Origin of the sequence: Collinsella aerofaciens (assembly GCF_039752985.1) — a bacterium.
In the GTDB taxonomy this organism is placed as follows: domain Bacteria; phylum Actinomycetota; class Coriobacteriia; order Coriobacteriales; family Coriobacteriaceae; genus Collinsella; species Collinsella aerofaciens_BT.
Window position 1 is genome coordinate 1 of sequence record NZ_JBDMHA010000032.1, and the last position, 15,238, is coordinate 15,238.

Sequence of the window (15,238 nt, forward strand, 5' to 3'; positions counted from 1 at the left end):
AGGCGCTTCACCTGGACCGTAACGAGCTTGATGCCATCGAGCACATCATTACCCAGATGGAGGGCGAGGCCGGCACCGACCGTCTGTCCGCGCTGGCCGATATGCGCTTTAGCTTCATCGGCGACGTGTGTGGGCGCTGCGTCGTCAAGCCGCACGAGAGCCGCGAGCACGTGCGCTCCGTCAAGATTGACCGCATCCTGACGGGTCGTTACACAGCCATTCCGGCGTTTTTGGTGATCATGGGCCTCGTCTTTTGGCTGACGTTTGGCGTGATCGGCGCGGCGTTGCAGGGACTCATGGAGGACGGTATCGCTGCCATCATCGCCTCGGCCGATGCGGGCCTCAAGGCGTTCGGCACCAACGACGTGGTGCGCTCGCTGGCTGTCGACGGCGTGCTTACGGGTGTGGGCAGCGTGCTGACCTTCCTGCCGATTATCGTCGTGCTCTTCTTGTTCCTCTCCATTTTGGAAGACTCCGGCTACATGGCGCGCGTTGCCTTTGTCATGGATAAGGTACTTCGTCGCTTTGGCCTGTCGGGCCGCAGCTTTGTGCCCATGCTCGTCGGTTTTGGCTGCACCGTGCCGGCTATCATGTCGACCCGTACGCTCCCATCCGAGCACGACCGCAAGATGACGGTCATGCTCACGCCGTTCATGAGCTGCTCGGCCAAGTTGCCGGTCTACGGCCTGCTGTGCGGGGCGTTTTTCCCGCAGGCGACGGTCCCCGCCATGGTCTCGCTCTATTTGATTGGCATTGCGGTCGGTTGCATCGCGGCTTTGGTGCTCAACCGCACGGCATTTAAGGGCGACCCGGTGCCGTTTATCATGGAGCTTCCCAATTACCGTCTGCCGAGCGTCAAGACGACAGTGATGCTGGCATGGGATAAAGCCAAGGATTTTATTACCAAGGCCTTTACCATTATCTTTGCCGCTACCGTGGTCATCTGGTTCCTTCAGACGTTCGATATCCGCTTTAATGTGGTCGCCGATCAGTCGCAGAGTCTGCTTGCGGGTCTCGGCAGCATCATCGCGCCGGCGCTGACGCCGCTTGGGTTTGGCGACTGGCGTGCATCCACGGCGCTCGTCACCGGACTTATCGCCAAGGAGAGTGTCATCTCGACTCTCACGGTACTTTTGGGCGCGACCTCGCCCGCGGCACTGTCGACCATGTTTTCGCCGTTTACTGCCTATGTGTTCCTGGTCTTTACGTTGCTGTACCCGCCGTGCGTGGCTGCGATCGGCGCCGTCAAGAGCGAGCTGGGCGCGCGCTACGCCGTTGCCGTATTCGCGTTTCAGGTGACGGTCGCCTGGATCGTAGCGTTTGTCGTGCATTCGGCGGGCATATTGCTGGGGTTGGCTTAGTTATTTATTGACGGTGCAACCTCTGTGTATCGAATTGTTTTCGGCCCCGCATCTGTTGCTGACGGATGCGGGGCCGTTGCTATATAATCGCCTCCGCTCAAAATGATTGGAGACGTTATATATGAGTCGGGCAAGGCAAGACGGCATCACGCTCAGGCAGTGGCTCCCGCTCGTCGGGCTCACCTGCTGTGCGTTCGTGTTCAACACGTCGGAGTTTATGCCCATCGGCCTTTTGACTGATATCGCCGCGTCGTTCTCGCTCACCGAGGCCCAGGCGGGCATCATGATCTCGGTCTATGCCTGGGGCGTCATGCTGCTGTCGTTGCCGCTCATGGTGTTCGCTTCGCGTTTCGAGTTTAAGCGGATGCTGCTGGGCGTGCTTGCCGTGTTCTCGCTCGGTCAGTTCCTGTCCGCTGTGGCGCCGACCTATCCCATCCTGGTCTGCGCGCGCCTGGTGGTCGCTTGCGCACATGCCGTGTTCTGGTCAGTCGCCTCGATCATGGCGTCGCGCCTGGTTGACACACGCCATGGGGCGCTCGCCATCAGCATGATCGCTACGGGCTCGTCCATCGCGCAGATCTTTGGCCTGCCGCTCGGCCGCGCCATTGGCTTGGCCGTGGGTTGGCGCATGACGTTTGCCGTGGTCGGGGGCCTCTCAGCCATCGCGGCCGTTTACCAGGCAGCGGTGTTCCCGGCCATGCCGGCGGGTGAGCGCTTTACCGTCAAACAGCTGCCCGAGCTGCTCAAGAACCCGTTCCTCATCGCGCTCTATGTGGTCACGGTGTTCATGGCGACCGGCTATTACGCGGGCTATAGCTATATCGAGCCTTTCCTGGCTCAGGTCGCGCATGTCGACGCAAGCGCCATCACCATGACGCTGACGGCGTTCGGCTGCTCTGGTCTGCTCGGAAGCTGGCTGTTCGGCCGGCTGTTCGATGGGCACCGGTTCCCGTTTCTCGCGATTACGCTCTCCGGCGTGCCGGTGGCCCTGCTGCTCATGGGCCCGGCCGCATCGTCGCTCGCCGCGGTTCTCGCTGTTTGCGCACTGTGGGGTTGCTGCGCCACGGCCTTTAACGTGGCGTTTCAGGCCGAGCTCATCAAGCACACGCCGGCGGACTCGTCGGCCGTCGCCATGTCGATCTTCTCGGGCCTGTTTAATCTGGGTATCGGCACGGGTACCGCGATCGGCGGCGCCGTGGTTTCGGGTCCCGGTATCGCCTGGATCGGCTGCGCAGGTGGCGCAATCGCCGCCGTGGGCGTCATCCTCGCTATCACGGTGATGTTCCCGGCCATTCGCCGCGCCAAGGTCGTCGCCTAGCCACGCCCCCTCATCAGTTGCGGTGGAATAGTTCCTGTTTAAGGCCTCTGAAGGCCCAAGCAGGAACTATTCCACCGCAACTTATTTTGGGGAAGAGGATACAAGCCGGGCATACAATGGATGTCGTTGTGTTGAGCTTACCGGGAGGTTGCTATGTGGGCATACGAGACGACGTTCTATCAGATCTATCCGCTGGGCTTTTGTGGAGCCCCGCGCGAGAATGCCGCGCCCGTTGCCGAGGATGAGCTTACCCAGGCCGCCAACGTTGCTCCTAACCCCGATGCGCCCATCATGAAGATGGCCCAGTGGGCCGACTACCTGCAGGAACTCGGCGTTGGCGCCGTGCTCATCAACCCGCCGCTCGAGTCCGATAGCCATGGCTACGACACGCGCAGTCTGCGCCATATCGACCGCCGCCTGGGTAGGGATGCCGACTTTGCCGCCGTGTGCGACACACTGCATGCCCACGGCATCCGCGTGGTACTCGACGCCGTCTTCAACCACGTCGGTCGTGGCTTTTGGGCCTTCCGCGATGTGCAGGAGCGCAAGTGGGACTCGCCCTACAAGGACTGGTTCCACATCAGCTTTGACGGTGACTCGTGCTACGGCGACGGCTTTTGGTACGAGGGTTGGGAAGGCCATTTTGAGCTCGTGAAGCTCAACTTGCAAAACCCCGCCGTGGTCGATTACCTGCTTGAGTCCGTGCGCCGCTGGGCCGAGGTCTTTGGCGTCGACGGCCTGCGTCTGGACGTTGCCTATATGCTCGACCGCGACTTTATGCGCCGCCTACATACTTTTACCCGTGAGCTCAAGCCCGACTTTGTGCTGATTGGTGAGACGCTCCACGGCGACTACAACCAGATCGTCAACGACGAGATGCTCGACTCCTGCACCAACTACGAGTGCTACAAGGGCCTGTACTCCAGCTTTAACTCGGTCAACATGTTCGAGATCGCCCATTCGTTGCACCGTCAGTTTGGCGGTGACCCGTGGTGCATTTATCGTGGCAAGCATCTGCTGTCGTTTGTCGACAACCACGATGTGCCGCGCCTGGCGAGCATCCTTACCGACAAGTCCTGCCTGCGCCCCGCCTATGGCATGCTCTTTGGCATGCCGGGCATCCCATGCGTCTACTATGGCAGCGAGTGGGGGATTGCCGGCGAAAAGGGCGGCCCCGATGGCGATTGGGCGCTGCGCCCTGCGCTCGATGAGCCTGCGCCCAACGAGTTGACGGCCTTCATCAAGCAGCTCACGCACCTGCGCTCGGCAAACGACGCGGCGGCCCGTGCCCTCAACTACGGTGCCTATCGCAACGTGGTGATCCAGAATAAGCAGCTGCTGTTCGAGCGCGCCTGCGATGACGCGACGGTGCTCGTGGCGGTCAACGCCGTGAACGAGCCCTATACCTTTGGAGCCGGCGAGCTCAACGGCTCCTTCGTCGACCTGCTTGCCGACGATGCGCCCACGGTCGAGCTGCTGGGCTCCCTTGAGCTTGCACCCTACGAGGTGCGCTATCTGCTGAGGGCCTAATTCGTGGCTGCGCCGGACGAGGGCTATCAACATATTGAGCATGGGTTTGAGCCCGTGTTCGACCAGCGCTCGCGCGTTTTGGTGCTTGGGTCGTTTCCCTCGGTGCTCTCGCGTGCCAATGCCTTCTACTATGGCAATCCGCAGAACCGCTTTTGGCGCGTGATGGCTGCGTGCCTCGGTGTGCCCGTGCCGCCCAACGAGGGCGATCCTTTGGCAAGTGGCGAGCCCGCGACGCTCGATGCCTCGATTGCCGCCAAGCGCTCCATGCTGCTGAACGGCGGCGTGGCTCTGTGGGATGTAATCGAGAGCTGCGACATCAAGGGCTCGAGCGACGCGAGCATCAAAAACGTCGTTCCGGCGCATGCCGAGCGTATTACCGGCGCAGCCCCTATCGAGGTCGTTGTCTGTAACGGCGGCACGGCAGGTCGGCTCTACAAGCGCTATCTACAAGAACGCACGGGGCTGCGCGCCGTCGTCCTGCCCTCGACAAGTCCCGCCAACGCCGCCTGGCGCCTGGAGCGTCTTGTTGAGCGCTGGCGCGAGGCCGTTGACTGGGGCACTCTGTAATTTAGATATCTGATTGGGCGCGGCTGCCGAGGTATTTCATGATGGCATGCCAGATCGGTGCGGGCAGCGCGGGCTTGGCGCGCACCATGCCGTCGGCATCGACGCTTTCGGCATTGCCACCGCCAAGCAGCTGCGCATGCTCTATGGAGCAGCCCATGCGCACAGCGCCCACAAGCTTGTCCATGGCTTCCGAAAACGGTCGACGCAAGAGGCCCATGCGTGGGGAGCGGCGAAGCGCCGCTATGCCGCTGCCGGTGCAGACGATGACGCCTCCACACCACGACAGTCCTCGACGCTCGCACGCTTCGTGCAGATGGCCAACGACCGCGTGCGCCTGCTCGGAACTCCTACAGTCGGCTTGAACAACCACATAGACGCGTGTTCCTGCGCCTTCAACACATTCGAGCGCCCGTTCAACGACGGTCATCGCCTCGTCATCGAGCACATCTTCAACAGCGAATACAATGCCGTCCACAACGCTGCCGGCATCATCCGCCTTCAAATCAACCGGGCGGGGGAGCGCGGTGCCAGAAAGCTGAGCATAGGCAGCGATGGCATCCTGCAGGTCCCAGAGCAAAAACTCAAGATCGGCGCTATTGGGAATGCTGATATACGCAATGGTTTGCAACGTTTTTGGTACATCGCCGCGTGCGGTCGTCTCCATGCCACCTCCTTTCCGGTTGGTTTCCGTTTAGGTTACACCGTCTGGTGGCGCTCCGCCGCGCTATCCTAGTGCAACCCTTACGAAAGGAACGCCATGCGTCTGCCCATGAATACCTCGCTTGCCACGCTCAAGCCCTCCGGCATCCGCCGGATTAACGCACTTGCCGCCCAGCATCCGGGGTGCATTGCGCTTGCGCTCGGCGAGCCCGATTTTCCCACGCCCGACGTGATCAGCGCCGAGGTGACCGCCTCGCTCGACCGCGGCGACACACACTATCCGCCCAACAACGGACGCCCTGTCCTGCGCGAGGCACTGTCCGCATATATGGGCGACGCGGGTCTTTCGTTTTCGGCTGACGAGGTCATCCTGACCGATGGCGCGACCGAGGCCCTGTCGGCCACGTTTATGGCCATGCTCAATCCTGGCGACGAGGTCATTATCCCCACGCCGGCTTTTGGCCTGTACGAGAGCATCGTCGTGGCCAACCACGCCAAGGCGGTCTTTTTGGATACGGAGCCCGCGCAATTCCAGATCGACGAGGAAGCGCTTCGTGCCTGCGTGACGCCGGCGACCAAGGCCATCGTCATCTGCTCGCCCAACAACCCCACGGGCTGCATCCTCAACGCGGCATCGCTCGACGCCGTGGCACGCGTGGCAGAGCGGGCGGGCATCTACGTAGTCTGCGACGACGTCTACAACCGTCTCGTCTATGTGGATGGCTACGAGCGCTTCGCCCAGCGACACCCGGAGCTGCGCGAGCAGACAGTGATCATCGAGAGTTTCTCCAAGCCCTGGGCCATGACCGGCTGGCGCTTGGGTTGGCTCGCAGCGGCAGCCCCCGTCATCGCCGAGATCGCAAAAGCACACCAATACCTAGTATCGAGTGCCGTTTCATTTGAGATGGACGCAGCAGCGCGAGCCCTGACCGTCGACCCAACCCCCATGCTCAAAGTCTACCGAGCCCGCCGCAAACGCGTGCTCGCAGCCTTAAACGCTATGGGCCTCGACGCAGTAGAGCCCGCAGGAGCCTTCTACACTTTCCCGAGCATCAAACAATTCGGCCTAACAAGCGAAGCCTTCTGCATCAAAGCCATCAAAGAAGCAAACGTAGCCCTAGTCCCAGGCGACTGCTTCGGAACCGAAGGCCACATTCGCCTCAGCTACTGCGTTTCCGACAAAGATTTGGACGAAGGCCTCAGCCGCCTGTCCACCTTCATTTCGACTTTGTAGTCCTCAGGGATGCAACACATCAGCCCACCGACACAAGGGTTATGCGTGGGGCGCGTCGCTCAACGGACACGAGGATTCGCAGCAAAGTTACCGTGGCTCCGGCCCGAGGGGACGGGTCGAAATTTTCGTAGATTCCGCACGAGCCGAAGGCCACTTAATGTGGCCTTCGAGCGAGCCCAGGACTTGACCGAGCGAAAATCTCGACCCGTCCCCTCGGGCCGGAGCGTATGCAGGGTTTGTGTACGAATCCTCGCGCCCGTTGACCGACGCCGGGGTCCCCGCCATAATACTTTCGGTTCACGCACGAATCCGCTGCCAGAGACAGCCGGTGCAAACGGGCATCGCCCGCGAGCTTAATGGGATATCCCGCCAGCCGAGGTGGTCGAGTAGATATGTCTTCTCGCCCCCGTCGCTCATGCAGCGCGGGGGCTTTCTTTTTGGACATGCCCCCGTCACGTCCTTGTGGCGGACCGTGCCCGGAAAGAAATCGAGGAGGTGTAATTCATGCCCCAGCAGTACAAAATCGACAAGGTTGCAGAGATCGAGTCCCGTATCGCCGAGAACGCCGGTCTGTTCGTCGTCAACTACAACGGTCTGACGGTTAAGCAGGCTCAGGAGCTGCGTCATCAGCTTCGCGAGTGCGGTGCCGAGATGAAGGTCTACAAGAACAACCTGGTCAAGATCGCTCTCAAGAACCAGGAGCAGCCCGAGCTCGACGAGATCCTCGCCGGCCCCGTCGCTTATGTGTTCTACGAGTCCGAGCCGGTCGAGGCCGCTAAGGCCCTTAAGGACTTCTCCGCTAAGTCCAAGGGCGTCCTTGAGATCAAGGGCGGTATCTCCGACGGCAAGGCCGTTTCCGCTGATGATGTTAAGGCTATCGCCGAGCTGCCCACCAAGGATCAGCTTCTCGGCCAGATCGCCGGTCTCATCTCCGGTTTCGCTCGCGACATCGCTGTCTGCGTCAACGGCGTTTCCTCTGGTCTCGCTCGTTCGATTCAGCAGGTCTCCGAGCAGAAGGCAGCCTAGTCGCTGTTTTCACCCGCGGCGGCAACGCCGCACCCCTGGCGCATTCGCGCCGTGTTTTAACTGATCTCCGTGCATCCGCACGGAAACCGAAAGGACTTAGAAATGGCTAAGCTTACCACCGATGAGATCATCGATGCTCTTAAGGAAATGACCCTTCTCGAGGCTTCCGAGCTCGTTAAGGCTATCGAGGACACCTTCGGCGTTTCCGCCGCTGCTCCTGCCGCCGTTGTCGCCGCTCCCGCTGCTGGCGCTGCTGAGGCCGAGGAGAAGACCGAGTTTGACGTCGTGCTCGAGGGCTTCGGCGACAACAAGATCCAGGTCATCAAGGCCGTCCGTGAGCTCACCAACCTTGGCCTGAAGGAGGCCAAGGAGGTCGTCGAGGGCGCTCCCAAGGCTGTTCTCGAGGGTGCCAAGAAGGAGGACGCCGAGGCTGCCAAGGAGAAGCTCGAGGCTGCTGGCGCTGCTGTCACCCTCAAGTAATCAGGCTCTCTCGCCAGATTTCTTTGCAGACGGGGTTCGCATTGCGAGCCCCGTCTTTTTTGTTTTGGCCCCTCATTCCCATTGTTCGGCACGCAGAACACTGCCGTCTTCGCCGTGCCAATCCCGTTACCGCTGGGGCGTATAATTGCACCATTCGAGCAATAATTTGCGTTGACCTGCTGAAGAATTACGTTTGCCTTACGGTGACGTATGTCTCCGGCGGTAAGATACTTCGGTATCGCAATTTGGTCTGCGGCCGCCGTGTCGCACGCATAGGGCGCATTCTGCGCCTGCGAAAGGATCCTTGAATAACATGAAGGCAATCATCCCCGCCGCCGGTCTTGGCACGCGTTTTCTGCCTGGCACTAAGTGCACGCCCAAAGAGATGCTGCCGGTGCTCGACAAGCCGGTCATTCAGTATGTCGTTGAGGAGGCACTCGACCCCGAGGAGGTCGACGACGCCATCATCGTTACCTCTCCCGGTAAGCCCGAGCTGCTGAGCTACTTTCAGCCCGATCGCTCGCTCGAGAACCTGCTGCGCGAGCGCGGCAAGAACGCCTATGCCGATGCCGTCGCCCACGCTGGCGGTATGCCGGTCGACTTCCGTTATCAGTACGAGCCCAAGGGCCTCGGCCATGCTATCCGCTCTGCTGCCGACGCCGTGGCAGGGGAGAACTTCCTGGTTCTTCTGGGCGACTACGTTGTGCCTAACCGCGACATCTGCGACAAGATGCTCGCCGTTTCCAAAGAGCACGGTGGCGCTTCGGTTATCGCCGTCGCTGCTTGCTCGCCCGAGGAAGTCAGCCGCTACGGCGTTATCGCCGGCGAGCGCGTCGGTTCGCTCGAGGGCGCCGAGGGCGTTGCCGATGCCGAGCCGGGCGCTGTCTGGCGCATCGGCGGTCTGGTCGAGAAGCCCGCTCCCGAGGCGGCTCCGTCCAACCTGTACATCGTCGGTCGTTACCTGCTGAGCCCGCTGGTCATGGACCTGCTGGCCGATCAGCAGGCCGGCAAGGGCGGCGAGATCCAGCTCACCGACGCCATGGCCCGCTCGCTCGACCGCGAGGCCATGTACGCTGTCGTCATCGACCCGCTCTCGGGCTACGACACCGGCACCCCGTCTGGCTGGATGGCAACCAACGCCCTCATGGCCGCAAGCGATCCTCGCTTTGCCAGCGCCTTCTGGGACGCCATCGACGAGCGTGGCGGCTTGATGCGCAAATAAGCCTTCGGGCATCGATATTTACGGGTGCGGACTTCGGTCTGCACCCGTTTTTTTGGCCAATGTGACAAAGGGACAATCCCTTTGTCACATCGCTTCACCTGATTTCCTTCCAGGCAAAAGGGCCGTCCCGTGAGGGGTGGCCCGATTTGGCTGTGGGTTTGCTTGTTAGATGCTATTCGACCGGATGGCCGCACTTGGGGCAGAACTTGGCTTCTGGTACGAGTGGAGTGCCGCAGTGGCGGCAGTATTTCGAGGCAGAAGATGCGACCGGCTGCTGGGGCATGACTGTGAGGGGCTCCCCTGACGATTGCCATTGTGTATCAAATGTCGAACCAGCAGAAGGCTGTTGAGCGACCTGTCCCTGCTGGGCATACTTCTTGTGGCGGCTGCGCTTGTGTTTCTTTGCTTTGGGTGCGGTGCCAGCGATGCTTGTTTGAGCTGCGGCGCGCTTTTTGCGACGGACGCAAACGACTGCGATGCCGCCGATGATCATCAGGACAGCCGCAATCCCGCCGCCAACAACGATTGGCATGTTGTCCTGGGCAAAGAAGATGAGTTTTTCGATCGGGCTATAGTGGATATTCGACTTGTAGACGTCGATGTGCATCTTCGTGGGGTCTTCGGCATCGGAATAGTCCACGATGATTTTTTGGTCGTTATCGACGAGCTCGGGGATGCAATAGCTATCCGATTTAATTTTACAGTCGACCCTCTGGCCTGTCTTGGTGTCGATGAGACGGATTGCGCTTGAATTATCGTGCGACTCCCAGGTAGAGACTCCTGCCAGTGCGATATCGCCATTCCTCGAGATGTCGCTGATATCAAGCGCCTCGTCGTAATTCCTAATTACATAGCGGATTTGCTTCCCAGAATGCGGATCGATGACAATAGTGTCGGTGTTTTCGCCAGTAAAGGCTAGGAAATATTTCCCCCAATTATCTCCCCATTTGTAGACACTAATTTTATTACCGTCGGCTACTTTATCGATGTTGCCATCGTAATCCGCCATGAAATAGGTTGAATATCGCGAATCGTCATCGTCGCTGAGAGTCTCTATGAATAGTTTATCGGACCCGTATGCCCTAGTTACCCCATTACATTGGGCGTTGCCTGGTATTTCTTTAATTGACGTGGAGCCATCGGGAGTGTCGATTATCTTGAGCTTTCGATTCGAGTAGACACACAAACGCTTTCCATCCCTTGAGAGGACGGCATTCACATCGTCTTTTTTAAACTTGTACGTAAATGTTTTCTTATTTGATTGCAGATTAAAAACGCAAAAATCCCCGTATTTGCCATTCGAACAATAGGCAGTCAAGCTGTTTCCGTCTTCATTAAGCTCGATGCTGTCGGCCTCTAATTTCTTTGCGTGTATAGAGTGGGCGACCCGTTGTTGATCTTCGACGGAATAGACGATGACCTTGCCGTCTTCCAGCCAATAAAGATACTTGTTGCCCCAAGTACTCTGAACATCGGATAGGCAGGATTTCGGTATGTCGATAGGAGTGACTTCACCGCTCTTAAGATCAAGCCGTGAATAACCGTAATATACATTATTATCGTTATCGTCAAGGTCATAGTCATAGTCTGCGATGATGGCATAATTGCCGTCATCCGTGAACCATGCAGACGGATCCTCGCCTTCGACGTCGACAGTTAACGACTTCTCCAGCTCCGGTGTCGGTAGGCCGTCAGCTAATGCCGCGGGGGGGGGCAGCCAGCGGGGTCAGCGCCGCTACGATGCCGATCGTGGCTGCGGCGATCCTCCCGCCTTTTCGGATGCTCTTGAACATGGCGATCCTTTCGTCGGGTTATACGTAACTATCTAGTATCTTCATGCTTGATTAGAAGAATCTGTTGCGCAACATTGCCAAACGGATGAGATAAAGCGGCGGTCCCTTTGTCACGTCCTGTCGGGAAGTGCGACCCACAATTTGGCTGAATTCTGGGATGCGCTTTCCGGTTGAGGCCCCTAGCGGAAACTGCGACCCGGAATTTCGGCTCAGAACGGGATGCGGTTTCCCAGACAGGGTTCAATCGGAAACTGCGTCCCAGTTTGAGGCCTCAAAATGGGTCGCAGTTTCCGCCCGAACAACCCCTGCCGCCATTCCGTCATTCAGCGGCCCGCACCAGCAGTCTCGTTCACAGAAAATATATGAACAGGTGTTCGATGCACATCCATCTACCTGCATGTTTTCTGTCAAAAAACTTTGCTACTCCAAAAACTCAATCACGTCAAGGCTTTTCTTGCTCAACGGTCGGTACCTGATAAACTATTAGGTTGCGATAACTGGCGAAGCTATGCCTCGCCAATCCACCGAGCATTTCCGTGAAGGAGGAAAAACCTGGTGACCTACGCATACACTGCCACTGAGCGCAAGCGCGTCAGCTTCGGGAAAATCCCGGAGGCCATGGAGCTCCCCAACCTTATCTCTGTTCAAAGGGAATCCTTTGAGCGTTTTAAGGACGAGGGCCTTCGTGAGGCGTTCAAGGAATCCAGCCCCATCCAGAGCCAGAACCATGTTCTCGAGGTTACCTTCGGCGAGCATCAGTTTGGCGATCCCGCGCACACCGTCGAGGAGTGCCGCGAGAAGGACATGACCTATCAGGCTCCGCTTCTGACCGACGTCCGTCTCACTAACAAGGAGACCGGTGAGATCAAGGAGCAGCTCGTCTTTATGGGCGACTTCCCCATGATGACCGATCAGGGCACCTTTATCATCAACGGTACCGAGCGTATCGTCGTCTCCCAGCTCGTCCGTTCCCCGGGCGTGTACTACAGCTCCGAGATGGATTCGGGCAAGCAGATCTACAAGGCTCAGATCATCCCGTCCCGCGGTGCCTGGCTCGAGTTTGAGGTCGACAAGCGCGACCAGCTCATGGTCTCCATCGACCGTAAGCGCAAGCAGAGCGCCACGATGTTCCTGCGCGCCCTTGGCATCGCCGTCACCAACGACGATATCATCGAGCTGCTCGGCAACTCCGATGTGATCAAGCGCACCCTCGAGCGCGATACCGCCCTTACCCGCGAGGATGCTCTTATCGAGATCTACCGTCGCCTGCGCCCGGGCGAGCCTCCCACCGTGGATGCTTCCCGCAGCCTGCTCGAGGGCCTGCTCTTCAACCCGCAGCGCTACGATCTGGCCCGCGTCGGTCGCTACAAGGTCAACAAGAAGCTCAATCTCACCACCGAGGAAGAGGTCACGGTGCTCACCGACGAGGATATCGTCGCTACGCTGCGCTACCTGCTGTCCCTCGCTGCTGGCGAGCAGGGCTTCAAGGTCGACGACATCGACCACTTTGGCAACCGCCGCATTCGCACCGTCGGCGAGCTCGTCGCCAACCAGTTCCGTATCGGCATGAGCCGTATGGAGCGCGTCGTCCGTGAGCGCATGAGCTCCCAGGACATCGACGAGATCACCCCGCAGTCGCTCATCAACATCCGTCCGATCGTGGCCTCTATCAAGGAGTTCTTTGGTTCCTCGCAGCTCTCGCAGTTCATGGACCAGGCAAACCCCCTGACCGGTCTGACCCACAAGCGCCGTCTGTCCGCACTCGGCCCTGGCGGTCTTGCCGGCCACAAGTCGGGCTCCAGCCGCCGCACCAACGTGCCGACGGCCGTCCGCGACGTTCACAACTCGCACTACAGCCGCATGTGCCCGATCGAGACCCCCGAAGGCCCCAACATCGGCCTGATCGGCTCGCTCGCCCTCTACGCCCGCGTCAACGAGTATGGCTTCATTGAGGCTCCGTTCCGTCGCGTCGAGAACGGCGTTGCCACCGACCAGATCGACTGGATGACCGCTGACGAGGAAGAGAAGCACGTCATCGCGCCGGCCAACACGCCGCTCGATCCCAAGACCAACGAGTTCATCACGACCGATGCCGAGGGCAAGATCGTTCGTCCGCATACCGTGATCGCCCGTACCCGCGACTTCGACGGCTCCTTCGGCGCTCCCGCCGACGTGCCTGTCGAGGACGTCGACTACATGGACGTCTCGCCGCGTCAGATGCTCTCCGTCGCAGCCACGCTGATTCCGTTCCTCGAGCACGACGACGCCAAGCGTACGCTCATGGGCGCCAACATGCAGCGTCAGGCCGTGCCGCTGGTTCACCCCGCCGCTCCCTATGTCGGTACCGGCATGGAGCGTCGCGCCGCCCTGGACTCTGGCGAGGTTACCCTGGCCAAGAACGCCGGCGAGGTCATCTATGCCGACGCCTCCAAGATTATCGTCAAGCATGCCGGCGGCATGGACGAGTATCACCTGGCCAAGTACCAGCGCTCCAACCAGTCCACCTGCATCAACCACCGTCCGCTCGTGCGCGTCGGTGACACCGTTGAGCAGGGCGAGCCTCTGGCCGACGGTCCTTCGACCGATCATGGCGAGCTCGCACTGGGCCAGAACCTCACCGTGGCATACATGCCGTGGGAAGGCTTCAACTACGAGGACGGTATCGTCGTGTCCGAGCGCCTGGTGGCCGAGGATCTGCTGACGACCATCAATATCACCCGTCACGAGATCGACGCCCGCGACACCAAGCTCGGCCCCGAGGAGATCACTCGCGAGATCCCGAACCTCTCCGAGGACATGCTTGCCAACCTCGACGAGGACGGCATCATCCGCATCGGCGCCGAGGTCGGCCCTGGCGACATCCTGGTCGGCAAGGTCACGCCTAAGGGCGAGAGCGCTCTGACCGCCGAGGAGCGCCTGCTGCGCGCCATCTTCGGTGCCAAGGCTCACGATGTTCGCGACACCTCTCTTAAGATGCCTCACGGCGCTTATGGCCGCGTCATCGACGTCGTCCGCTTTAGCCGCGAGAACGGCGACGACCTGGCCCCCGGCGTCAACGAGCAGGTGCGCGTCTACGTCGCCCAGCGTCGTAAGATCCAGCAGGGCGATAAGATCGCCGGTCGCCACGGCAACAAGGGCGTTATCTGTAACGTTCTGCCGGTCGAGGACATGCCCTACATGGCTGACGGTACCCCGATCGACGTTATCCTCAACCCGCTGGGCGTTCCTTCGCGTATGAACGTCGGCCAGCTGCTCGAGTGCCACCTTGGCTGGGCTGCTGCCTGCGGTTGGGATACCGAGGATGCCGACTCCGACAAGTATGTCCCCGGTCCGTTCTTCGTCTCGACGCCCGTCTTCGACGGCGCCAAGGAGGACGAGATCGCCGAGGTCATCCGTCGCGCCAACAAGAACATGCTCAACAAGGCCACCGCTGCCTTTGGCGATCACATGCGCCCCGAGTTTGTCACCCAGCTTGACGAGCGCGGCAAGACCCGCCTGTTCGACGGCCGCACCGGCGAGGAGTTCCGCGAGCCCATTACCGTGGGTACGTCCTACATCCTCAAGCTCGGCCACATGGTTGACGACAAGATCCACGCCCGTTCGACCGGCCCTTACAGCCTGGTTACCCAGCAACCGCTGGGCGGCAAGGCTCAGTTTGGCGGCCAGCGCTTCGGCGAGATGGAAGTTTGGGCACTGTACGCATACGGTGCTGCCAACGTCCTGCAGGAGATTCTGACCGTCAAGTCCGACGATACCGTGGGCCGCGTCAAGACCTACGAGTCCATCGTCAAGGGCGAGAACGTTCCGGTTCCGGGTATCCCCGAGTCCTTCAAGGTTCTCGTCAAGGAGATCCGTTCCCTCGCGCTGGACATCGAGCCCATGCACGATGCCGACGAGGACGCCTCCGCCCCTGTGACCGCCGAGGAGACCTCTGCTCTCGACGACCTGGCTGCGCTCGCCGGCGTTGACGCCGACGTCGAGGCCCAGGATGCCGAGACCGCCGAGGCACCCGAGGCTGTCGCCGCCACGACCACTGATAAGGAGTAG

At 60.1% G+C, this 15,238-nt stretch carries 11 protein-coding genes; 9 read left to right on the forward strand and 2 right to left on the reverse strand.

What is annotated here, in order from left to right:
- The 4 genes from feoB to ABHR76_RS05665 all read left to right on the forward strand — a co-directional run.
- A partial coding sequence (gene feoB, locus ABHR76_RS05650; protein WP_346977022.1) for a ferrous iron transport protein B occupies positions 1 to 1,361 on the forward strand: 1,361 nt, incomplete at its 5' end.
- A 121-nt stretch (positions 1,362 to 1,482) separates the two neighbouring features.
- Positions 1,483 to 2,679, forward strand: coding sequence for an MFS transporter (locus ABHR76_RS05655; protein WP_346977023.1), 1,197 nt, complete (start codon positions 1,483 to 1,485; stop codon positions 2,677 to 2,679).
- Between the two features lie 153 nt (positions 2,680 to 2,832).
- Positions 2,833 to 4,209, forward strand: coding sequence for an alpha-amylase family glycosyl hydrolase (locus tag ABHR76_RS05660; protein WP_346977024.1), 1,377 nt, complete (start codon positions 2,833 to 2,835; stop codon positions 4,207 to 4,209).
- Between the two features lie 3 nt (positions 4,210 to 4,212).
- Positions 4,213 to 4,776: a uracil-DNA glycosylase family protein gene (locus ABHR76_RS05665; RefSeq protein ID WP_346977025.1), complete on the forward strand. Its 564-nt coding sequence runs from the start codon at positions 4,213 to 4,215 to the stop codon at positions 4,774 to 4,776.
- 1 nt (position 4,777) lies between these two features.
- Here the strand turns inward: ABHR76_RS05665 and ABHR76_RS05670 are convergent, their stop codons facing one another.
- Positions 4,778 to 5,440, reverse strand: coding sequence for a hypothetical protein (locus ABHR76_RS05670; RefSeq protein WP_346977026.1), 663 nt, complete (start codon positions 5,438 to 5,440; stop codon positions 4,778 to 4,780).
- Positions 5,441 to 5,533: 93 nt separating this feature from the next.
- On the opposite strand from ABHR76_RS05670, the gene ABHR76_RS05675 reads away from it, so the two are divergent.
- The 4 genes from ABHR76_RS05675 to ABHR76_RS05690 all read left to right on the forward strand — a co-directional run bounded on the left by ABHR76_RS05675 (position 5,534) and on the right by ABHR76_RS05690 (position 9,398).
- Positions 5,534 to 6,670 carry a pyridoxal phosphate-dependent aminotransferase gene (locus ABHR76_RS05675; protein WP_346977027.1) on the forward strand — a complete coding sequence of 379 codons (1,137 nt, stop codon included), beginning with the start codon at positions 5,534 to 5,536 and terminating at the stop codon, positions 6,668 to 6,670.
- A gap of 504 nt (positions 6,671 to 7,174) precedes the next feature.
- On the forward strand, positions 7,175 to 7,696 hold the full coding sequence (rplJ, locus tag ABHR76_RS05680; RefSeq protein WP_006235004.1) for a 50S ribosomal protein L10: 522 nt from the start codon (positions 7,175 to 7,177) through the stop codon (positions 7,694 to 7,696).
- 102 nt (positions 7,697 to 7,798) lie between these two features.
- Positions 7,799 to 8,176, forward strand: a complete 378-nt coding sequence (gene rplL / locus ABHR76_RS05685) for a 50S ribosomal protein L7/L12 (protein ID WP_006235005.1) — start codon at positions 7,799 to 7,801, stop codon at positions 8,174 to 8,176.
- Positions 8,177 to 8,489: 313 nt separating this feature from the next.
- Positions 8,490 to 9,398, forward strand: a complete 909-nt coding sequence (locus ABHR76_RS05690) for a UTP--glucose-1-phosphate uridylyltransferase (protein ID WP_089572499.1) — start codon at positions 8,490 to 8,492, stop codon at positions 9,396 to 9,398.
- Between the two features lie 172 nt (positions 9,399 to 9,570).
- Here ABHR76_RS05690 and ABHR76_RS05695 read toward each other — a convergent pair whose 3' ends face one another.
- Positions 9,571 to 10,716, reverse strand: a complete 1,146-nt coding sequence (locus ABHR76_RS05695; protein ID WP_346977028.1) for a zinc ribbon domain-containing protein — start codon at positions 10,714 to 10,716, stop codon at positions 9,571 to 9,573.
- A gap of 1,030 nt (positions 10,717 to 11,746) precedes the next feature.
- Between ABHR76_RS05695 and rpoB the strand changes: the two genes are divergently transcribed.
- Positions 11,747 to 15,238 carry a DNA-directed RNA polymerase subunit beta gene (rpoB, locus tag ABHR76_RS05700; RefSeq protein WP_346977029.1) on the forward strand — a complete coding sequence of 1,164 codons (3,492 nt, stop codon included), beginning with the start codon at positions 11,747 to 11,749 and terminating at the stop codon, positions 15,236 to 15,238.

Excerpts from the sequence above, each read along its gene's own strand:
- ABHR76_RS05655 (WP_346977023.1), top strand. The coding sequence starts at position 1,483 with ATGAGTCGGGCAAGGCAAGACGGCATCACGCTCAGGCAGTGGCTCCCG.
- ABHR76_RS05660 (WP_346977024.1), top strand. The coding sequence starts at position 2,833 with ATGTGGGCATACGAGACGACGTTCTATCAGATCTATCCGCTGGGCTTT.
- ABHR76_RS05670 (WP_346977026.1), bottom strand. The coding sequence starts at position 5,440 with ATGGAGACGACCGCACGCGGCGATGTACCAAAAACGTTGCAAACCATT.
- ABHR76_RS05675 (WP_346977027.1), top strand. The coding sequence starts at position 5,534 with ATGCGTCTGCCCATGAATACCTCGCTTGCCACGCTCAAGCCCTCCGGC.
- rplJ (WP_006235004.1), top strand. The coding sequence starts at position 7,175 with ATGCCCCAGCAGTACAAAATCGACAAGGTTGCAGAGATCGAGTCCCGT.
- rplL (WP_006235005.1), top strand. The coding sequence starts at position 7,799 with ATGGCTAAGCTTACCACCGATGAGATCATCGATGCTCTTAAGGAAATG.
- ABHR76_RS05690 (WP_089572499.1), top strand. The coding sequence starts at position 8,490 with ATGAAGGCAATCATCCCCGCCGCCGGTCTTGGCACGCGTTTTCTGCCT.